This is a genomic window from Nocardioides lianchengensis (genome assembly GCF_900101465.1).
Classification (GTDB): domain Bacteria; phylum Actinomycetota; class Actinomycetes; order Propionibacteriales; family Nocardioidaceae; genus Nocardioides; species Nocardioides lianchengensis.
This window is the reverse complement of sequence record NZ_FMZM01000009.1, coordinates 51426-66157: the sequence shown is the minus strand read 5'-3', so window position 1 is coordinate 66157 and position 14732 is coordinate 51426. Positions and strand designations below refer to the sequence as shown.

Annotated in this window: 11 protein-coding genes; 6 read left to right on the top strand and 5 right to left on the bottom strand. The window is 74.0% G+C overall.

The window, feature by feature from the left end; all coding sequences use genetic code 11:
* Nucleotides 1–413: 413 nt before the first annotated feature.
* The 4 genes from BLT76_RS16635 (at nt 414) to BLT76_RS16620 (ending at nt 3754) form a co-directional block, all read left to right on the top strand.
* The gene (locus tag BLT76_RS16635; RefSeq protein WP_090858617.1) at nt 414–1670 is read left to right on the top strand and encodes an HNH endonuclease signature motif containing protein; all 1257 of its coding nucleotides are present in this window, start codon (nt 414–416) and stop codon (nt 1668–1670) included.
* A 97-nt stretch (nt 1671–1767) separates the two neighbouring features.
* Nucleotides 1768–2097 carry a hypothetical protein gene (locus BLT76_RS16630; RefSeq protein ID WP_090858613.1) on the top strand — a complete coding sequence of 110 codons (330 nt, stop codon included), beginning with the start codon at nt 1768–1770 and terminating at the stop codon, nt 2095–2097.
* Nucleotides 2098–2391: 294 nt separating this feature from the next.
* A complete protein-coding gene (locus tag BLT76_RS16625; protein ID WP_139175614.1) occupies nt 2392–2931 on the top strand; it encodes a hypothetical protein in 540 nt (179 codons plus the stop codon).
* A 100-nt stretch (nt 2932–3031) separates the two neighbouring features.
* On the top strand, nt 3032–3754 hold the full coding sequence (locus tag BLT76_RS16620) for a siderophore-interacting protein (RefSeq protein ID WP_244509445.1): 723 nt from the start codon (nt 3032–3034) through the stop codon (nt 3752–3754).
* Between the two features lie 9 nt (nt 3755–3763).
* On the opposite strand, the gene BLT76_RS16615 is transcribed toward BLT76_RS16620, so the two are convergent.
* From BLT76_RS16615 to BLT76_RS25780, 4 genes are all read right to left on the bottom strand, one after another.
* The gene (locus BLT76_RS16615) at nt 3764–4435 is read right to left on the bottom strand and encodes a response regulator transcription factor (protein ID WP_090858606.1); all 672 of its coding nucleotides are present in this window, start codon (nt 4433–4435) and stop codon (nt 3764–3766) included.
* Nucleotides 4432–5892, bottom strand: coding sequence for a sensor histidine kinase (locus BLT76_RS16610; protein ID WP_090858604.1), 1461 nt, complete (start codon nt 5890–5892; stop codon nt 4432–4434). Before BLT76_RS16610 ends, BLT76_RS16615 begins: the two co-directional genes overlap by 4 nt.
* A gap of 142 nt (nt 5893–6034) precedes the next feature.
* Nucleotides 6035–7375 carry an exopolysaccharide biosynthesis polyprenyl glycosylphosphotransferase gene (locus tag BLT76_RS16605; RefSeq protein ID WP_090858601.1) on the bottom strand — a complete coding sequence of 447 codons (1341 nt, stop codon included), beginning with the start codon at nt 7373–7375 and terminating at the stop codon, nt 6035–6037.
* A gap of 97 nt (nt 7376–7472) precedes the next feature.
* Entirely contained in the window at nt 7473–8159 is a 687-nt protein-coding gene (locus tag BLT76_RS25780; protein ID WP_170867104.1) for a LuxR C-terminal-related transcriptional regulator, read from the bottom strand.
* Nucleotides 8160–8400: 241 nt separating this feature from the next.
* Between BLT76_RS25780 and BLT76_RS16595 the strand changes: the two genes are divergently transcribed.
* Nucleotides 8401–9183, top strand: coding sequence for a helix-turn-helix transcriptional regulator (locus tag BLT76_RS16595; protein ID WP_090858598.1), 783 nt, complete (start codon nt 8401–8403; stop codon nt 9181–9183).
* Here BLT76_RS16595 and BLT76_RS16590 read toward each other — a convergent pair.
* The gene (locus tag BLT76_RS16590; protein WP_090858595.1) at nt 9096–9761 is read right to left on the bottom strand and encodes an acyltransferase; all 666 of its coding nucleotides are present in this window, start codon (nt 9759–9761) and stop codon (nt 9096–9098) included. The two genes, BLT76_RS16595 and BLT76_RS16590, sit on opposite strands and share 88 nt — an antisense overlap.
* A 143-nt stretch (nt 9762–9904) precedes the next feature.
* Here BLT76_RS16590 and BLT76_RS16585 point away from each other — a divergent pair, with 143 nt between their 5' ends.
* On the top strand, nt 9905–14674 hold the full coding sequence (locus BLT76_RS16585; protein WP_244509444.1) for a DUF4082 domain-containing protein: 4770 nt from the start codon (nt 9905–9907) through the stop codon (nt 14672–14674).
* Nucleotides 14675–14732: the final 58 nt, after the last annotated feature.

The window sequence follows — 14732 nt, the reverse complement described above, 5'->3', positions numbered from 1 at the left end:
CCTCCGGTAGGTCGGCCCCTGCGGCCGGTTACTGCCTCCGGTGGTCGAGCAGTGAAGGACGAAGTCCTGAACGCCCGTCGAGACCCCCGCACCCAACAAGAAACCCTCGGAAGGTCGGTCCCCTCCGCCGGTCACTGTCGCCGGTGGTCGAGCAGTGAAGGACGAAGTCCTGAACGCCCGTCGAGACCCCCGCACCCAACAAGCGACCTCCGGTAGGTCGACCTCTGCCGTGGTGTCTGCTCGGTGCACCAGGCCGGTTCGAAGACATTTACAGAAAGAAGGGGGCTCACCGTCCGCGGTGATCAAGGGCCATCACCAGGCTGCTTCTGGCATTCGGTCCCTTCGGGTCGACCGCTCGAACAAGGCTGTGAACAACCCTCGCATTCGATAATGTGTTCGAGTATCATATAGGTATGACCACTCGGGACCTCGACGACTGCGACACCGCCACCGCGGTGCTCGCCTTCGTCCGCGCCCGACGCTCTATCCAGCTCCAGGCCGAGGCCGACCAACTCGCCGCCGCCGTCACCTGGGCCGGGATGCACTCCACCGACTCCCTGTCGGATGCCGCCGCCGTGTGGATCCCGGGGTGTGAGGACGAGATGGCCATCGCCGGCCCCGGCGCACCACTCATCGCCGAGTTCAGTGTGCTGGAGTTCTCCGCCGCACTGGGCCTGTCGTCGGACTCCGGTCGGATCTACCTCGGCCACGCCGTCGAACTCGCCCACCGCCTCCCCAGGGTCTACGAACGAGTGCAGTCCCTCGACCTCCCGGTCTGGAAGGCCCGACGCATCGCCGCCGAGACCATCGACCTCCCACTCGACGGCGCCGAGTTCGTCGACCTTCACGTCGCCTCAGTGGCGCACAAGATCTCGATCGCCCAACTCGACCGGACCATCGAAGAAGCCCGGGTCCGCTTCGACCCCGAGACGGCCGCCCAGCGCGCCCGGGACGCGGCTGAGGTGCGGCACTTCGACATCGAAGTCCAGCAGGTCTCCTACGACGGGCACGTCGAAGTCCGCGGCACCCTCGACCTGGTCGATGCCCTCGACCTCGAGGACGCCATCGCCCGGGGTGCGTCCTACCTCGCCACCATCGCCGACGGGCTCTCCCTTGACGCCCGTCGCTCGATCGCGGTCGGTGACCTTGCCCGCCGCCAGCTGACGTTGGATCTCAACGCCGAACCGGACCCGGACCGCAAGCGACCCCGCCAGGTCGTCGTCCACGTGCACCTCGCCGACGCCGCCATCGCCCGCGTCGAGAACACCCGATCGATGATCTCCGTCGAGCAGGTCCGGTCCTGGTGCCAGGACGGAGACAGTCAGGTGATCATCAAGCCCGTCATCGACCTCACCGGTCACGTCCACGTCGACGCCTACGAGGTCCCCGACCGGCTGAAGGAACGCCAAGCCCTCCTCCAGCACTCGTGTGTCTTCCCATGGTGCCGACGCCGCGCCCGGTCCTGCGACCACGACCACGGCGACCCCGCCGCCCACGGCGGGACGACGTGCGACTGCAACATCGCCCCCTTGTGCCGACGACATCACCGCGCCAAGACGCATACGCGGTGGCGCTACGACAAGATCGACGACACGACGTTCGTCTGGCGCAGCCCGAACGGACTGACGTTCAGACGCGACCACACCGGCACCACCACCCCGCAGCCCTGACGGCCCGCCCGCTCAGGGCCACGGGCGCGCCCCTGCCGATGAGCCTCAGCTGCGCGGACCTCTGGCGGTCCCGCCCGAACCGGCGCACACTGACCGCATGCGCACCCTCACGCGTCGCCTCGCCCCGCACTCCCGCACAGCCTGGCTCACCTTCACCACGGTCGCGGTCGTGGCGTTGGTCGTCGCGATCTCGACGGTCGTGCTGAACGACGGTGGCCGGATGGCTGTCGGTGCCACCGCGTTCGCCTGGCTGGTGGCCGCGGTCGTCCTGGCCGCCTTCCTCGACGCCGTCCTGGTGCCGGGCAACCCCGACGTACGCCGTCGCGCCGGTCACGCTGCCGGCTGGAGTGGCGCTCTCGGCGGCGCGGGCTGGTCGGACGGCGGTGGCCATGGTGGCTCCGGCGACGGCGGGTCCTCCTGCAGCTGACCTGCGTGGACGAGTCCTGAGCCGGTCGACGGCGCCATCAGGCGCTCCGTCGTCCCGTCGGTGAGGATGAGCCTCCCCACGGTGCCTCGTCATGCGATCCGAGATCATGGTTCTCCATGACCCTCCTCTGCTGACGGGACGGGCCGAGTGCGACGGCGAGACCAGGTGATAGCACGTCACGTCGGCGGGGACTGCCGCCGAGTGCGCGGTCCTCGCCAGGACGCAGGCGCGTCCGCGGGAGATGATGCGTCGTCCCGACCCGGAGAGGAGGCGTTCGTGCGGAGAGCGAGGCTCATGTCAGGCGTGGTCGCACTGGCCGTGCTGGCGCTCGGCGGCTGTGCTGACGACCGTGCCGCCGAGGGCGGGCCCGGCGGCACTTCACTGGGCGCCGTGGAGCAGGGCGACCTGTGCGACCGGCTCACCCCGGAGGAGCTGTCCGACATCACCGGCGGGTCCTTCGAGCCGGGCGAGACCACGCCCGCCCAACCCGGTCGCGACGACGGTTGCTTCGCCCCGAGTCCGAGCACCGGGCTGGTGGTGACGGTCGAGGTGTGGAGCGAGCGTGACGGGCTCGAAGACGACCTCGTTCGCCTCGGGTCACCTGCGGCCTCGACGCCGACGACCGAGGTGACGGTCGCGGGATCGCCGGCCCTGTCCGCGACCGCGGAGATCGAGGGGCGTCAGATGGCGGACCTGGCGGTCGACGTCGGTGACCGAGTGCTCGTCGTGCTCGTCCAGCAGTACGTGGTGATGGCCGAGGGGGTCACCGTCGAGGACGGGACGCAACGCGCCATCGCCATCGCCATCGCCGAGGCCCTCCTCGCCACGAGCTGATGCGAGGAGAGGCGCGCCGGACCCGGCCCGACGTCCGAGCCTCAGGCTCCGCACACACGGGCGAGTTAGGCTTCCCTAACACCGATCGTCAGGAGCCTCCGTGCCCAGCAGCACCACCCTCGTCGTCACCGCCACCGAGCGGCTCAGCCCCGGCATGGTCCGGGTCCGCTTCCGCAGCGACGACCTCTCGGCCTTTGCCGGGAGCACCGACACCGACCGCTACGTCAAGCTCGTCCTCGGGACCCCCGAGGAGCCGGTGGTCCGCACCTACACCGCGCTGAACCCCGACGTCGCTACCGGGACGCTCGACATCGACTTCGTCGTCCACGGCGACGAGGGGTACGCCGGGCCCTGGGCCGCGGCCGCGAAGCCCGGCGACGTGCTGGAGGTCCGGGGGCCGGGGAGCGGCTACGCGCCCGACCCGACCGCCGACTGGCACCTGCTCGCCGGCGACGAGGCCGGACTACCCGCGATCCGGGCCGCGCTGGAGGCGCTGCCGGCCGACGCGGTCGGCCACGCCGTCGTCGAGGCGTACGGCGCCGACCACGTCCAGCCGCTGACCGGGCCGGCGGGCGTCGAGGTCCGGTGGGTGCTCGATGGGGACCTGGAAGGCGCCGTCCGGGCCCTCCCGTGGCGTGAGGGGCGGGTCCAGGTGTTCGCCCACGGCGAGGCGCAAGTGACCATGCACGGCCTGCGCCCCTACCTGCTGAAGGAGCGGGGGGTGCCGCGCCAGGACGCGTCGATCTCGGGCTACTGGCGTCGCGGCCGGACCGAGGAGACCTTCCGGGTCTGGAAGCAGGAGCTCGCCGCCGCCGAGGGCTGAGCCACCCGGTCAGTCCTGGTCGAGCGTCCAGCCGGCCTGGTTGGCCAGGACGACGGCGGCCAGCTGGGACGAGACCTCCAGCTTGGTCAGGATCGCGCGGATCTGGGTCCGCACCGTGGCCTCCGAGACGATCCACTCGTGGGCGATGTCGCGGGCGGTGTGCCCCTCCATCAGCTGCGCCAGCACCTCCTGCTCGCGCGAGCTCAGCCCCGCGAGGCGGGCCCGCAGGGTGGCCTGCTCGCGCGAGCCGTCCTGCCACTCGCCGACCAGCTCGGCGTACTCCTCGGGGTCGATCACCGTGCGCCCCTGCCCCAGGTCGCGGACACAGTCCAGGATCTCCTGCAGCGGCGCGGTCTTGGCGATCACCCGACTCGCCCCGTGCAGGAGGCACTCGCCCCACTGCGAGCGGGGAGCGGACGTCACGACCAGGACGGCGGTGCCGGCGGTGACCAGGGGGCGCACCAGCCGCAGACCGCTGCCGAACCGCCCGAGGGACAGGTCGACGAGCGCGATGCTCGGCCGGAACCGGTTCATCTCGCGCAGCAGGTCCTCGGTGGCCCCCGGCTGCTCGGGTACGGCGAAGCGCCGGGTCTGGAAGCCCTCTTGCCCGAGGGCCAGGGTGAGGGTCTCGGCGAACAGCTGGTGGTCGTCCAGGACGGCGAGTCGCAGGCGCTCGGTCACGTGCTGCCTCGGAGGCCCGGGTCGGGCGGGGAGGCGTGGCGCAGGCCGATCAGGAACGACGCGCCCGGACGGTGCGACGGGTCGTAGGCCAGCCGGCCGGAGCCCTCCGTGAGCAGCCGACGGGCGAGGTGGAGGCCGATGCCGCTGCCGGGGCGAGGCCCGGCACGGGCACCTCGTGTGAACAGGGACTCGATCACGGCGGCCGGTACCCCGGGACCGGAGTCGCTCACCCGGATGACGACCCAGCCGGGCTCGTCGGTCACCCGGACGACGACCGGCGAGCCGGGGGCGTGCCGGTCGGCGTTGGCCAGCAGCACGCTGACCGCGTGCGCGAGCGCGTCGGGTACGACGAGCACCCACCGCCCGTCCGGCTCCCACCGGACGTCGTGACCCTGGGTGCGGTGCCGGAGGACCAGCGGGGCGAGGACCTCGTCGAGGGAGACGGCGACCGGCCGCGACGGCACCGTGTCGTGGAGCATCCGGTGCAGCCGCGACACCTCGTGGCCCACCATCCGGACCAGCTCGGGCTGCTCGGTGGTGTCCAGCGACGGTGAGCTGGTCATCAGCTCGGTGGCGCTGGCGATGCCGGCGAGGGTGCCACGCACCTCGTGCATGCGCTCCCGGTCCGTGCGGGAGTCCTGCTCGAGGGCGGCCAGCCGGTCCCGCAGGGCCTGGACCATCCGCTGCTGGTCCCGGATCGCCCAGCGGACCAGGCCGAGCGCCGTGGTGCTGAGCAGCACCGCGCCCAGGATCCCCGCCACCGTCCCCACGGCGAGGACGACGTCGCCGGCGGGGCCGTCGAGGTCCCCGTGCAGCGCGAGCCCGTGGCGCAGCAGGACGGCCAGCACGCCCAGCTGCAGCCGCACCTGCGCCCACGGGGGCAGCGCCGAGACCCGCGGCAGACCCAGGGTCAGGACGACCCCGGTGCCGACGATGACGAACGAGCACGCGACGCGGACGGCGAGGGGGAGCGGCCACGAGGGGCCGCCGTACGCGAGGGTGAGGTGGAGCGTGGCGACGGCGAGGCCGAGACCGAGACCCGCGGCCATCGGGTCGGGACCGACCGGGGCCAGGGGCGAGGTGGCCCGCCGCGCGAGGAACGCGAGCAGCAGGGCGACCGTCAGCGTCGTCGCCGTGCGGTACGGCGCCAGGTCCTCGACCGCCCGGCTGCGCTCGACGAGCGCGAGGGCCATCCCGTGGGAGGCGAGCACCGCCGCGCCGGCGGCGAGCCACTCCGTGGTGTCGGCCCGGGTGAGCCGCCAGTGGAGGTGGAAGAGCAGCGCGGCCACCAGGCAGAGCACGGACACCGACATCCCGGAGACGGCGGAGAGCCGGGCGAGGCTCTGCATGCCGGGCACCACGGTGACCAGGACCAGCATCGGGGCGGCGACCAGGGTGAGGGCCGCCAGGGTCGCCCACCGGCTCCAGACGTCCGCGGGCGGTCTGAGCTTCGCCATCGTCCGCCCTCCCGTCCGTCGCTCGGTGACTGTTCAGACCCGTTCCGGTGCTCCGAAGATCGCCACCTCGTCCCTTGTCCCAGTATCTGGACGCTAAAGGACTTAACCGTCGGGGGACAGGGACGCGCCGCAGGGTCGGCCGTCAGTACGCGCCCCGGTGCCCGAGGACGGCCCGCACCGTGCGGGCGGCGATCCAGAGGTCGAGGCCGAGCGACCAGTTGTCCACGTAGCTGAGGTCCAGGCGGACCGTCTCCTCCCAGGACAGGTCGGAGCGGCCGGAGACCTGCCAGAGCCCCGTCAGCCCCGGCCGTACGACGAGGCGCCGGCGCGGGTCGGCGGCGTACGCCTCGACCTCGCGGGGGAGCGCCGGTCGGGGGCCGACCAGGGCCATGTCGCCGCGCAGCACGTTGACGAGCTGTGGGAGCTCGTCGAGCGAGTAGCGCCGCAGCACCCGCCCCACCCGGGTCACCCGCGGGTCCTCGCGCAGCTTGAACAGCACGCCGCCGCCGACCTCGTTGCGGGCCAGGAGCTCGGCGTGCGGGCGTTCGTCGCCGATGGTCATGGTGCGGAGCTTGAGCATCGTGAACGGCTGCCCGTCGCGGCCGATGCGGGTCTGGCGGAACAGCGCCGGGCCGGGGCTGCTGAGCCGGACGACGAGGAGCAGGGCGAGCAGGAGCGGACCGAGCAGCAGGAGGGAGCCCGCCGCGACGACCCGCTCGGCGACCGCCTTCACGAGCCGACCCGGGCCCGCGTGGACCGTGCGGCGCACGTGCACGAGCCCCAGCCCGCCGGCCCGGGTGGACGACGTCCGGGCGGCGCAGACGTCGAGCAGGCCGGTGCCGACGTACAGCTCGACGCCGTGGCCCTCCAGCTCCCAGCCCAGCCGTCGCAGTGCCGCCGCGTCGAGGCCGGCCCCCGGCAGCACCAGGACGGCATCCGCCGACCGGTGCCCCGCGACGTCGGCGAGCGCACCCGCGGCGAGCACCGCACCGGGTCCGGTCGGCACCTGGTCGACGACCGCGAAGCGAGAGCCGGGTCGGTTCAGCTCGGTGCTCGCCGCGTCGAGGGCGGTCGGGTCGCCGACCAGCACCACCCGCGTCCCGCCCGCCGCCGCCAGGCGCCTCGTCCCGAGCGCGACCGCGACCAGGCCGAGAGTCAGCAGCAGCATCCGCCCAGGCGGCACCGCCGCCGGACCGGTCGTCGCCAGGAGCGTGCCGACCAGGCCGAGCAGGAGGCCGGCCCGCGGGACGCTGGTCCAGGTCAGCAGGAACCACCAGATGACGGGGACGCCGAGCAGCACCGCGGGCTCGGGCGGAGGGCTCGGCAGCTGCACGAGCAGGGTCCCCGCGGTCGCGGCCAGGAGGTCGGTCGCCCGGACGACCGCGGGGCTCGGGCGCAGCGCCCGAACCCGGGCGGGGAGCTCCGGCGCGAGCGGGGCGGCCAGCACGGGCCGAGGGGTGAGGAGGGAGGTCGTCGTGGCCACGTGCGTCGGTTCCTTCCATGCTGTCTTCCGGGCGAGGTGGGCTCACCGTAGGAACCGTTGGGGGGTGCGGGCATGCCGCAAATGGGGCATCTCCCGCTCACCTCGGTGGCGGCCGCCAGCCGACCTCGTGCGCGCGCCCGACCGCCCCGACCTGGCTCGACACGTCGAGCTTGGTGAGGATCGCCTTGACCTGGGTGCGCACGGTCGACTCGCTGACCCCCCACCCGGTGGCGATCTCGCGGACCGGACGCCCCTCGATCAGCTCGCCGAGGACCTCCGCCTCCCGGGTGGTCAGGCTCTCGAGACGTGCCCGGACGTCGCGCTGCTCGAGCTGCCGGCGCCGGCCCAGCTCGACCAGCCGGGTCCGTTCCTCCTCCGACATGACGGGCAGGTCGGCGAGGATCCGGTGCACGGTCGTGAGGACGTCGGCCAGCGGTCGCGCCCGGGACAGCACCTTGGCGGCGCCGTACCGCACGGCCTCGCCCCACCGGTCCCGCACGGGGGAGGAGGTCATCGCGACGACCGTGATCCGGTTGCGCGACAGCGGGGCGACCAGGCGCAGTCCGTCGCCGTACCGGCCAGGGTCGATGTCGACGAGCGCGATGTCGGGACGCAGCCGGGTCACGGCGGAGATGGTGTCCGCGAGGGGAGGCGGGCCGGGGGCCAGGTGCGCCACGGCGTACCCCGACGCGGTGAGGGCGAGCTCGATGGACTCGCCGAGCAGTGCGTGGTCCTCGACCACCACCAGCCGCGCCGGGCGGCGGCCGGGAGACGACGGGCTCATCGCAGACCCTCCGATCTCCCCGCTGGTCTGTCGACCCCGATCCCACCCCGCAGGGTAGGGACGCGAGCCCCGGCGGCGGAGGGTGGCGGGGCCCGATCCCCACAACTGGGGAGCCCGTCCCCAAACTCGGGGACCTGCTCCACCAGACGCCCCTCGGCGGATCAGCGGCTCGGGAGGATGGGCAGCGCCCGCCGTCCCGGGCTCGTCCTGATGCCTGTCGTTCCGGACCCCGAGGAGGGTGATGTCGGTCGTGTGCGACGTGCCCCGCGAGGCGGACGTCTCCGCCGAGGCGGTGGAGCAACCACTGCCCGACGTGCGCGTGCTCGTCCTGTCGGACCTGCCGCTCGTCGCCGACGCGGTGCGTACGGCGCTGCGCAGCCAGGGCCTGGACGCGGTGGGCGCCACCATCGCGCCGGGGCCGGTCAGCCAGGGCCAGGCGGCCCGGATGCTGCAGCTCGGTCCCACCGTGCTGCTGGTCCTGGCCGACCTGGCCCGCGAGCCCCGGCTGGCCGCCGCGCGCACCCTCATCGAGGACCTGCACCTGCCGACCGTCGTGCTGGCCGCGACCGAGGAGGAGGCCCTCTGGGGCGCGGTCCTGGAGAGCGGGGCGTCGACAGTGCTGTCCGCGTCGGTGACCCTCGACGAGGTGGTCCTGGTGCTGCGCGCCGTGGAGCGCGGGGCGCTCCTGCTGGCGCCCGACCAGCGACGGTCCATGATCGACACCTGGCACCAGGCCGTGCGGACCCGCGACGAGATCGGGGGGCGGATCGGCTCGCTGAGCCCGCGCGAGCTGGAGGTGCTGCGCCTGCTCTACCGGGGCGAGACGGTCCCGGGGATCGCCGAGCAGCTCGGCGTCGCGGTGGCCACCGTCCGCAGCCAGGTCCGCTCGGTGCTGCGCAAGCTGGGGGTGAACTCCCAGCTGGGGGCGGTCGCGCTCTACGCGCAGCGTGGGTCGACGGGCGGGTCGACGGGCGGATCGACGGGCGGATCGACGGGGACCAGGCCGGACGGCGACCCGACGTAGCGCCGGCCGGTCCGCGGGCAGCGCCAGCCGCCCGGCAGATCGTCCGGGTCGGCCTCCAGCCGGACGCCCGCGTGGCCGACCCAGCCGATCTGCCGGGCCGGGACGCCGACGACCAGCGCGAAGTCGGGGACGTCCGCGACCACGACGGCGCCGGCCGCGACCAGGGCCCACCGGCCGACGACCACCGGGGCGACGCAGACTGCCCGGGCGCCGATGCTCGCCCCCTCGCGGAGGGTCACGCCCACGGCGTCCCAGTCGTCCGCCGACTTCAGTCGGCCGTCGAGGGTCACGGCCCGGGGGAACTCGTCGTTGGTCAGCACCACCGCCGGGCCGACGAAGACGCCGTCCTCGAGCACGGCGGGCTCGTAGACCAGCGCCTGGTTCTGGAGCTTGCAGCGGTCGCCGACCCGGACGCCGGGGCCGACGTACGCCCCGCGGCCGACGACGCAGTCGCGCCCGAGCCGGGCGTCCTCGCGCACCTGGGCCAGGTGCCAGACGCGGGTTCCGGCACCGACCTCGGCCCGGGGGTCGACGTCGGCGCTCGGGTCGATGAGCGGGGTGGTCTCGGTGACGGTCATGGACCCATGCCAGCCCTCGACCGCGGGGTGCGGGGCGGAAGCGGGGGTCGCTACCCGATTCCGGGGAACTTGGCGGGACCGGACGGCACGGGCGGACCGCGGCCCGCGACGGTGGGAGCCCCTTCCCGCAGGCAGGTGCCACCGTGACCCACGCCCGTTTCCGTCTCGTCCTCGTGCTGGCCCTCCTCGCGGGAGGGCTGGTGGCGCTGGCCACCCCGCCGCCCGCGGTCGCCGCCGACCCCTGCGGTGCGCAGGGCAACCGGATCACCTGCGAGAACAGCCTGGACGGCGCCGACTGGGCCGACTGGGACGGCATGTGGGGTCAGGGCGCGGGCAGCCCGGACATCCAGGGCTTCTCCACCGACATCAGCGTCAACGTCGGCAACCGGGTGGACTTCAAGATCGACACCGACGCCACGGCGTACACGGTGACGATCTTCCGGATCGGCTACTACGGCGGCGCCGGCGCCCGGCGGATCACCTCGGTCCCGGTCACCGCGACCCTGCCGCAGCGCCAGCCGCAGTGCATCACCGACGTCGACACCGAGCTCTACGACTGCGGCACCTGGGGGGTCTCCGCCTCCTGGCAGGTGCCTGCGACCGCCGTCTCCGGCGTGTACGTCGCCCGCCTGGAGATCCCGTCGACCGGGGCGGCCAGCCACATCACCTTCGTCGTGCGCGACGACGCCAGCCGCTCCGACGTCGTCTTCCAGACGTCCGACACGACCTGGCAGGCCTACAACGAGTACGGCGGCTCCGACTTCTACACCGGCGGCGAGAACGGCCGGGCCTACAAGATCAGCTACAACCGGCCGGTGCTGACCCGTGGGGGTCCGGGCGGACGCGACTTCTTCTTCGCCAACGAGTACCCGCTGATCCGCTTCCTCGAGAAGAACGGGTACGACGTCAGCTACCAGGCCGGCGTCGACACCGACCGCCGCGGTCACCTGCTGCGCAACCACAAGACGTTCCTGTCCGTCGGCCACGACGAGTACTGGAGCGGTGCGCAGCGGGCCAACGTCGAGGCGGCCCGGGACGCGGGGGTGCACCTGCAGTTCCTCAGCGGCAACGAGATGTACTGGCGCACCCGCTACGAGCCGTCCGCCGACGCGAGTCACACGCCGTACCGGACGCTGGTCTCCTACAAGGAGACGTGGGGCGACGACGACCGGCGCGGCGGCGCCAAGATCGACGCGACGTCGCCGCAGTGGACCGGCACCTGGCGCGACCCGCGCTTCGCCGCGCCCGCGGACGGCGGCGGCCGGCCCGAGAACGCGGTGACCGGCACGCAGTACCAGGTGAACCACGACGACCTCGCCGTCCAGGTCAGCGCCGGCGAGGGCCGACTACGACTCTGGCGGGGGACCACCCTGGCCTCCCTGGCCGCCGGTACGACGGCCACGCTCGCGCCGCACACCGTCGGCTACGAGTCCAACGAGGACGTCGACAACGGCTTCCGGCCCCCGGGCCTGGTCCGGCTCTCGACCACCACCGGGCCGACCCCGGAGTACCTCACCGACTACGGCAACACCGTGGTGTCGGGCACCACGACCCACCACCTCACGCTCTACCGCGCCGCGAGCGGCGCGCTGGTCTTCAGCGCCGGCAGCGTGCAGTGGACGTGGGGCCTGGACGAGGAGCACGACAGCCCGTACGCCGCGGAGCCCGCCGACCGGCGGATCCAGCAGGCGCAGGTCAACCTGCTCGCCGACATGGGCGCCCAGCCGCGGAGCCTGAGCAGCGACCTGACGGCCGCCACGGCGTCGTCCGACGCGACGGGTCCGACCACCACGATCACCAGCCCCGCCGCGGGTGCAAGCCGGGCCAACGGCGCGAGCCTCACCGTCACGGGCACCGCCACCGACACCGGGGGCGGCCGGGTGGCCGGCGTCGAGGTCACGACCGACGACGGCGACACCTGGCACCCGGCGACCAGCCTCGACCTCACGACCGGTGCCTGGTCCTACACCGCCGTCCAGCGCGGGGTGGGCAGCGAGAGCATCCGCGCCCGGGCCACCGACGACAGCGCCAACATCGGCGCGGTCACGAGCCGCTCGGTGAGCGTCACCTGCCCGTGCACCGTGTACGGCGCCGCGGTGCCCACCGCCCCCGCGCTCCCCACCACCGACGACCCCGGCGCGGTCGAGCTCGGCCTCCGGTTCACCGCGACCGAGGGCGGCTTCGTCTCCGGCGTCCGCTTCTACAAGGGCAGCGGCAACGGCGGCACCCACGTCGGCTCGCTGTGGAGCGCGGCCGGCGAGCGGCTCGCGACGGCGACCTTCACCGGCGAGACGGCCACCGGCTGGCAGCGCGTGGACTTCGCGACCCCGGTCGCGGTCGCGGCCGGCGAGCAGCTGGTCGCGTCGTACACCGCGCCCCAGGGGCGCTACGCCTCGCAGACCGACGCCTTCTCGTCCGCGACGTGGGAGCGCGCGCCCTTCCGGATCCGGGGCGGCTTCGGCGCCCCGCCCGCCGGCGTGTACGGCGGCCCCGGCGCGTTCCCCGCGTCGTCGCACCGCAACACCGGCTACTTCGTCGAGCCGGTGTTCACCCTGACCGACAGCTCGCCGCTCACCCTGCTCACCCGCGCCCCGCTCGCGGACTCGACGAGCGTGCCGCGCTCGACGACGGTCACCGCCCGGTACTCGCGGCCGGTGACCCCGGCCAGCGCGACCGTCCGGCTGGTCGACAGCACGGGCGCGACCGTCCCCGGCAGCACGTCGTACGACGCGGCTACGCGGACCGTCACCTTCACGCCGACCGCGCCGCTGGCCGGCGGGGTCCGGTTCACCGCCACGGTCGCGGGGACCGACCCGCAGGGGATCGCCCTCACCGGCCCGGCCTCGTGGTCGTTCACGAGCGCCGTCCCGCCGGGGGCGCCCGGCGTGTGCCCGTGCTCGCTGTTCTCGGAGGACACCGCGCCGGCCTCGCAGGCCGACGACGCCCGGGCCCTCAGCGTCGGGACCCGGTTCACCAGCGACGTCGCCGGCACGGTCACCGCGCTGCGCTTCCACAAGGGGGCCGGCAACACCGGGCCGCACGTGGGCTCGCTCTGGTCGGCGGCCGGCGAGCAGCTCGCCTCCGGCACCTTCTCCGACGAGTCGGCCGCGGGGTGGCAGACGCTCGTGCTGGCGCAGCCGGTGACGATCGTCGCCGGCGCCGAGTACGTCGTGTCGTACCGCAGCCCGGAGGGCCGGTTCTCGCAGACCCCCGGCGCGTTCTCGGCGGCCAACCTGTCGCGGCCCCCGTTGCGCGTGTCCTCGACCGCGGGCAGCTACACCTACGGCGCGGGCTTCCCGGGGGAGCGGTCGTCGACGAGCTACCTGGTCGACGTCGTCTTCGAGCGGCGCGCCCCGGCGATCGAGATCACCGCGCAGGACCCGCCGGCCGGCGCGCTCGACGTACCCCGGAGCAACCCGGTGCGGGTGTGGTTCAGCGAGCCGGTGCGCACCGGTGCGTCGCTGACCGCGTCGGTGGGCGGCCAGCCGGTCGCCGGCGCCCTCGAGTCCTCGGCCGACCGCACCCGGCTGTCGTTCGTGCCGAGCGCCGCCCTCCCCGCGGCGAGCGTCGTGACCGTGCGTCTCACGGGCGTCGTGTCGGACGACGGCGCGGTGCTGGCCGACCGGACCTGGACGTTCACCACCGCGGCGCCCGGCGTCGCGGCGCAGACCATCTTCGGTGACGCGCTGCCCCAGGTGCCGAGCGACGACTCGTCGTCCCCCGTCGAGCTCGGGACGGCGTTCGTGCCGAGCCGGGACGGGACCGTCAGCGCCCTGCGATTCCTGAAGGGCACCGGCAACGGCGGCACCCACGTGGGCACGCTCTGGGACGACACCGGCGCCGTGGTGGCCCGGGTGACGTTCGCGAACGAGACCCCGCAGGGCTGGCAGCGGGCCCGGCTGTCGACGCCGGCCCGGGTCCTGGCCGGGCGGCGGTACGTCGTGTCCTACCTGGCCCCGCAGGGCCACTACTCCTACTCCCAGGACTACTTCACCCAGCCGGTCACCTCGGGCCTGCTCGTCGCCCCCGGCGGCGACAACGGCCGCTACCTGTACGGCGCCGCCGGCGGGTTCCCGACCTTCAGCTACCGCTCGTCGAGCTACTTCGCCGACGTCGAGTACGTGCCCGACGAGGCGACGATCGCGGTCACCTCCCGGACCCCGACCTCGGGCGCGACCGGGGTGAGCGCCGGCGTCCGGCCGTCGATCGCGTTCAGCACGGCGATCCGCAGCGGAGCCACGGTGCGGGTCCTCGTGGACGGGGCACCCGTCGCGGGCAGCGTGGAGCTGTCCGGCGACGCCCGGCGACTGACCTTCACCCCCGCCGCCGCACTGCCCGCGGACCGCCCGGTCACCGTCGAGCACGCCGGCGTGGTCTCGGTCGACGGGGCCGTGCTGCCCGACGGGTCCTGGACGTTCCGCACCGAGGCCGCCCCCGCCACCTACGACTCGCTGTTCGCCGGCGTCACCCCGGCGACCGCGGCGGTCGGCGAGAGCGACCCGCTCGAGCTCGGGGTGGCGTTCGCCCCGGCGGTCGACGGGGTCGTCACGGCGATCCGGTTCTACAAGGGCGCGGGCAACACCGGCACGCACACCGGCACCCTGTGGTCGGCCGCGGGCGACCCGCTGGCCCGGGTCACCTTCGCCGACGAGTCGGCCACCGGCTGGCAGACCGCCGAGCTCGCGACGCCGTACCCGGTGACGGGCGGGCAGACCTACGTGGCGTCGTACTTCGCGCCGAACGGGCACTACGCGGTCACCGGCGGCTTCTTCTCGGCCCCCTGGACCCGCGGCCGGCTGACCGCGCCCGCGGCCGGCAACGGCCGCTACCGGTACGGCGCGAGCAGCGGCTACCCGGCGTCGAGCTGGGGGTCGACGAACTACTTCGTCGACGTCGTCCTTCGCACGCCCTGAGCGACCCTCCCCAATTGAGGGGATACGCCACCGGCTCCCGCCCGGGCGGGAGCCGGGC

What these genes read in the sequence shown, in the direction of transcription:
- BLT76_RS16635 (WP_090858617.1), top strand. Translation starts at nt 414, where the DNA reads ATGACCACTCGGGACCTCGACGACTGCGACACCGCCACCGCGGTGCTC.
- BLT76_RS16630 (WP_090858613.1), top strand. Translation starts at nt 1,768, where the DNA reads ATGCGCACCCTCACGCGTCGCCTCGCCCCGCACTCCCGCACAGCCTGG.
- BLT76_RS16625 (WP_139175614.1), top strand. Translation starts at nt 2,392, where the DNA reads ATGTCAGGCGTGGTCGCACTGGCCGTGCTGGCGCTCGGCGGCTGTGCT.
- BLT76_RS16610 (WP_090858604.1), bottom strand. Translation starts at nt 5,892, where the DNA reads ATGGCGAAGCTCAGACCGCCCGCGGACGTCTGGAGCCGGTGGGCGACC.
- BLT76_RS25780 (WP_170867104.1), bottom strand. Translation starts at nt 8,159, where the DNA reads ATGAGCCCGTCGTCTCCCGGCCGCCGCCCGGCGCGGCTGGTGGTGGTC.
- BLT76_RS16595 (WP_090858598.1), top strand. Translation starts at nt 8,401, where the DNA reads ATGTCGGTCGTGTGCGACGTGCCCCGCGAGGCGGACGTCTCCGCCGAG.
- BLT76_RS16590 (WP_090858595.1), bottom strand. Translation starts at nt 9,761, where the DNA reads ATGACCGTCACCGAGACCACCCCGCTCATCGACCCGAGCGCCGACGTC.